The sequence below is a fragment of the Streptomyces sp. NPDC006923 genome, assembly GCF_040635655.1.
GTDB lineage: Bacteria > Actinomycetota > Actinomycetes > Streptomycetales > Streptomycetaceae > Streptomyces.
In genome coordinates this window covers 1-5,013 of sequence record NZ_JBEYIF010000055.1, presented here as the reverse complement: position 1 = coordinate 5,013, position 5,013 = coordinate 1, and the positions used below count along the sequence as shown (strand labels likewise).

At 71.1% G+C, this 5,013-nt stretch carries 6 protein-coding genes; all 6 read left to right on the top strand.

Annotated elements, in window-relative coordinates:
- Positions 1-666: 666 nt before the first annotated feature.
- Positions 667-1,065, top strand: coding sequence for a hypothetical protein (locus tag ABZ707_RS33250; RefSeq protein ID WP_360182614.1), 399 nt, complete (start codon positions 667-669; stop codon positions 1,063-1,065).
- Positions 1,066-1,149: 84 nt separating this feature from the next.
- On the top strand, positions 1,150-1,434 hold the full coding sequence (locus tag ABZ707_RS33245) for a hypothetical protein (protein ID WP_360182611.1): 285 nt from the start codon (positions 1,150-1,152) through the stop codon (positions 1,432-1,434).
- 457 nt (positions 1,435-1,891) lie between these two features.
- Positions 1,892-2,584 carry a hypothetical protein gene (locus ABZ707_RS33240; RefSeq protein ID WP_360182608.1) on the top strand — a complete coding sequence of 231 codons (693 nt, stop codon included), beginning with the start codon at positions 1,892-1,894 and terminating at the stop codon, positions 2,582-2,584.
- 195 nt (positions 2,585-2,779) lie between these two features.
- Positions 2,780-3,088: a GNAT family N-acetyltransferase gene (locus ABZ707_RS33235; RefSeq protein WP_360182605.1), complete on the top strand. Its 309-nt coding sequence runs from the start codon at positions 2,780-2,782 to the stop codon at positions 3,086-3,088.
- A gap of 145 nt (positions 3,089-3,233) precedes the next feature.
- Positions 3,234-3,779: a hypothetical protein gene (locus ABZ707_RS33230; protein WP_360182602.1), complete on the top strand. Its 546-nt coding sequence runs from the start codon at positions 3,234-3,236 to the stop codon at positions 3,777-3,779.
- A gap of 153 nt (positions 3,780-3,932) precedes the next feature.
- On the top strand, positions 3,933-4,244 hold the full coding sequence (locus ABZ707_RS33225; RefSeq protein ID WP_360182599.1) for a hypothetical protein: 312 nt from the start codon (positions 3,933-3,935) through the stop codon (positions 4,242-4,244).
- Positions 4,245-5,013: the final 769 nt, after the last annotated feature.

The window sequence follows — 5,013 nt, the reverse complement described above, 5'->3', positions numbered from 1 at the left end:
GGCGCGACGGCGACTGGACCACGTCGGGGCCGGGGTAAGCGTCCGGCGAGCGTCGGTGGGACGGTGCCGTTCGGCGCCCGGGCCGGCATGTGCGCGGTGTCCCTGGTGCCCGCCCGGCCAGCGGGTGCGGCCCACCGACCTCGCTGTCCAGCCCGGCCGCGATGATTCGGTTGGTGTCCATTGCCGCGTCCAGCCACGGCACCAGCGCCACGTCCGGACCGAGGGCCGGCGGCTGTCTGCGCAGCTCCGGTAGAGCCCCGGCCTGTATGTTCGCCAGCGGGCTTTGCTCTGATTCTCTGCCCTGCAGCGTGTCCACGTCCATGCCCAGGGCCTCGCGCAGCAGCTGCCGGGCGGGCCAAGGGCAGCACGAACCCGGTTACCACGCCTGCTGATGTTCGCCTGGGGCTGCCCATACCGGCCTGCTCCCCGGTCGCCCTGTGCACCGAAACCCGTACTCACGGTCAGTCCTAGCGTATCGGGCCCGCTCGTACGGTCGGGATGCGGTCGATGTCCGACGAACGAGACCGTGCCCCCAGGCTGTTCCGGCTTCCTGAAACCATCGCGCACCCGGCCGGGACCGATCTCCCGGGTGCGCGGTGCACGGCGCCACATCCCGGCTCAACCCGGGCCAGGAGGGCATCACTCGACACCGAGAGGGGCACCGCCGTGGATACCGCAACGACCGAGTTGCGCCGGTTCATGACCATCACCGGCCAGCGTTTCAAGGGCGGCCAGTCCGCACCCGAGATGTTCTCCCCGGCCGTCGACGCGGCCTGGCACGAACTGCTCGGCACCCCGGCCTACGAGGCCCTGTGCCTGGAGACCGCCGGGCAGCCGATCCGGCACGTCGCGAACAGCGGCCACGGCCCGATCGCCTGGGTCGCCGCCTACGAAGAGGCGTACGGGCCGCTGCCCGACATCTGGTTCACCGACGCCGACGGCAACCTCGGCCAGGATGCCGTCGCCCGCTACCGGGAGACCGGCACCGTGGTCGCGGAGTGGGACTGCGGTCCCGCCGGCGGCGACGGCGTCGCGCCCGACCAGCCAGAGATCACCCGCCGGTGACCACCGGCCGCACCAGCGCAGCGCCCCCGGCTCACCGCCGGGGCGCTGCGCCTCGTTGAGGCCGGCACCACCCGGTCGCGAACCGTGGGCATCAGCGACTACGCGCGGCAGATGACCGCCCACTGCCCCTACCTGGCCCTGTCCCTCCAGCGGGGGCTGACGTCCTGGACGGTCTACCGTGCCGACGTCGTCGCCGAAGCCGTCCAGGCCGAGCTGTTCCACGCGGGCGCCCAGGCTGCGGAATGGCTACGACCCTTGCTGAACCGGCCATACGGCCTCCTGCGGTGCGAGAACATCGTGCTGCTGGGCGACGTACCCGGTACCCGGCACCGTGACCTGCTTGCCTGGCCGCACTGCACTGGGCGTTGAAGAACCTCTACGGCCCGGTCGGGGTGATGTTCGGCAAGTTCTACGCGGGAGAAGGGGGAGTCACCGCGGCCGGCCACCGGATCCCGGCCGCTCCGCCTCGTTCCTTCCCGTGAGGGCCGCCGTCCGTCGCCGCGACCCACGCTTCCTGAGCGCGACCCATGTTTCCTGAGCGTGACGCCCGGCCTGGCCGCCGCGCTCGTCGCGGCCGACGACGGCGGCCGCGACGTGTTCGAGCACATCCCCACCGGGTGGACGGGGATCCGCACATGGGCCAGGTACCTGCTTCCCCCGGCGAAGCCGTCGCCCTCTCACCGGTCACACCGGCGAGCCCACCGCGATCCAGCTCCTGAGCGACCTGCGCGGCTCCCGCGCCTGGAAACTCCAGGGCCCCAAGCGCGCCGTCACGCTGGAGACCAACAACCCCGACGGGGACAACACCCGCGACAAGGCCGCCGAGATGGCCCAGGAAGAAGACCACCTCCTTCGTCTCACCGCCGCCGGCGCCCTCCATCCCGACTACCTGGTGAGCGCCGGGCCATGGGACGGCGGCCGGTGGCTGGCCGTCAACTGGATCGAGGGGGCGCCCCTGTGGCGGGCCCTCACCCTCGCCCGCGGCCCGGAAGGAGACCGCGCCTCGGTGCGCCCCTGGCTCGCGGGCATTGCCCGCACCTGGACGGAGCACCTCGCGCTCATGCACGCCGCCGGGTGGGCCCACGCCGACGTCCAGCCGATCAACACCCTGGTCACCCACGACGGACACGCCGCCGTCATCGACTACGCCTTCGCCTGCGGCCCCGCCAACGGCCGCCGCGTCCCGTACCGGGGCGCCCTCACCCACACCACCGCCCCCGAGCTCGCCACGCAGATCCTCGACACCGCTGCCGACACCCACATCCAGGCACAGCCGCCCGGCGACATCTGGAGCCTTGGCGCCTCCCTGTTCTGGTGCTGGACCGGCCGGCGCCCCGTCGCCTACGACGACGACCTCGACCGGCTGGAGAAACTGGCCGCCATCGCCCGGGGCACCACCACCGCGCTGCGCGGCGTCCGGCCGTGGCCCTTCCCCGCATTCGAGGACGCCATCACCGCGTGCCTGGCCCCCGACGCCGCCGACCGGCCCACCGCGAAGGAGCTGACCGCCGCGTGGTGACCCTGCGCGCTCTGGCCCTCGACGACGCCCCCGCCCTCACCCGCGTCTACAGCGGGGCCTCCATCCGGCACACCACCGGCGGGCCCCTCACCCTCGACCAGGCCCACGACAAGATCCGTACGGCCCTCGCCCGAGCTGCCGAAAGCCCCCGCGCAGTGGAGCTGGGGCATCCTCCACGAGGACGACCTGATCGGTTTGATCTCCCTGCGCAGACGCACCCCGGCCATGGGCACCATCAGCTACATCCTCCGGGACGACAGATGGGGCAACGGCTACGCCACCCAAGCCGCCCACCAGGTCGTCACCGTCGCCTTCACCACCGCCGGCCTCAACCGGCTGGAGGCCCTGCACCACCCCGACAACCCCGCCTCCGGCCGCGTCCTGGCCAAAGCAGGGTTCACCCGCATCGGCACGGCCGACCGGGACTCCGAGATCGGCCCCGTCCCCTACGAGCTGTACGCGCTGGAGACCGACGGCAACGGCATTCTCCCGATCGACCGCTGAGGGGCGCCACCGCAGGTACGGTCATCATCACGGCACCGACGACGGCACACACCACCGGACCCAGGGGGCAATGGGCGTGGAGAACGGATCGCACAGCATCCCGTGGGGCGGCGCGTGGCGACGCCACCTCCGCTCCGATGCCGAGATGGATCTCGTGCGCTCGTGGATGCGCCGTGTCGAATGCCCGACCTGCAAGGCAGCCGCAGGGCGGGCCTGCCGCACCGCGGGCGGCCGCCCGACCAACGAACACCGTGCACGCCGTGACGCCGTCGGCCCCATCCCGTACGCGAAGTGGCGAAAGGAGGGCCTCATCCCGGAGCAGCGGACGTACACGATTCCGGCCGTGCTCAAGGAGTCGGAGAAGGCCCGCGCCGACTACAACGTGGACACCGCACTGGCCGACGGTGTGGCGGTCGTCCGGATGTTCCTCGCCGACCGGCTCGGGTTGTTCCTCCAGGGCGAGGAGGCCATGGACCGCATCGACGACGCCGTGCGCAAACTGATCGAGGTCCGCGGCCCGGTGGGGACTGCCGACGTGGTCACTGTCCTCGCCAGCCAAGTCGCCTCGCTGCTGGCTGCGAACGCCGGATCCGGCGGCGATCCGGAGGCCCTGTTCGACACGATGATCCGCGCGCAGATCGACATGGTCCGCAGGATGAATGCGATCGAGAAGGAACGAGCCGACGGCTGACCGGCCGGTCAACGCCCATCGTGACCGCGATCTGGGCAACGAACACGCAGCCACGGCGATCGGGAACACGGACGGCCGGCGGGCCAAGGAGATGTACAACTGCAGTACCAACGTGCACGCCGGCGGTGTCCCGTTCGAGCGAAGGGCTGAGTTGTGCCCGACCGACCTGAAATCGTCTGCATCTGCGGCTCTAACCGGTTCGTGGACGAGATGCGTGCGGTGAATCGCGATCTGACTCTCGCCGGGTTCATTGTTGTCGCGCCAGGCGAAGCAGACGAGTTGATCACCGACAAGCAGAAGAAGGCGCTGGACGCCCTCCACCTGCGCAAGATCGACCTGGCAGACCGGGTTCTGGTCGTCAACCCTGGCGGGTACATCGGCGAGTCCACGAGCAGGGAAATCGACTATGCCCACGCCACCGGCAAGCCGATTTCGTTCACCGATCCCGCCCCCGCTGCAACGTAGTTCGCCTGGGAGCGGCCCAAGATCCCAGGGCCTACACGCACACCAGTGCGATGCCGCAGCTCAGAACCCCCGGGCATCGCACGCCAGTGCGGTGTAGGGCCTGGGAGCGGTGCCGCTGGCCCCGGACAGCGAAGGACCCCGGGGCCACTTGTGCGCCCCGGGGTCCTGTCCGCCGGTTTCACCCGCCGCTCACCAGTCGTCGGGTGTGCTGCCCACCCACGCGATCGGACGGCCCTCGCTGTTGCGGCCCCAGTGCGGTTCCTCCATCGAGGTCTCGTGACCGTCGGGCAGCACGCAGATCCGCCCCCAGCGGCGCGCTTGCCCGCACAGAGCCCGGCGAACCCGTCCGCGTCGCCGTCGTACACGGCCTGGTCGTAGCGGTCCTGGAACGGCTGGAGACGGGCGCACAGCTTCATGCCGAGCTCCGTCTCCGCCGCCTCCACCTGGGCCCGCGCTTCCTGCACCCCCGGGTCGGACAGCACAGCCGAGATGACGTCCTCCGCCTCCGCGAAGGCCCTGGTGCGGGCGTGCCGTCGCACGGCGTCCTGCACCCGCTGCTCTGCGGCCTCCTGGTCGCTCGCGCTCATCACGCCGCTCCTTCCGTGGCTGCCCACTCAAGTCCGGGGCCGGCGAGCGCGGCTGTCCAGGATGGGTTTTTGTGATCGGTTCATGGATGGCTGAGCTGGGCTGATCAGTTCGTGCGTCTGGCTGTGTTCGGGGGCGGGCGCCGGGAAGTGATCGCTGGGCGGCTGAGGTGTTGGTTGCGGTG

What these genes read in the sequence shown, in the direction of transcription:
- ABZ707_RS33240 (WP_360182608.1), top strand. Translation starts at nt 1,892, where the DNA reads ATGGCCCAGGAAGAAGACCACCTCCTTCGTCTCACCGCCGCCGGCGCC.
- ABZ707_RS33230 (WP_360182602.1), top strand. Translation starts at nt 3,234, where the DNA reads ATGGATCTCGTGCGCTCGTGGATGCGCCGTGTCGAATGCCCGACCTGC.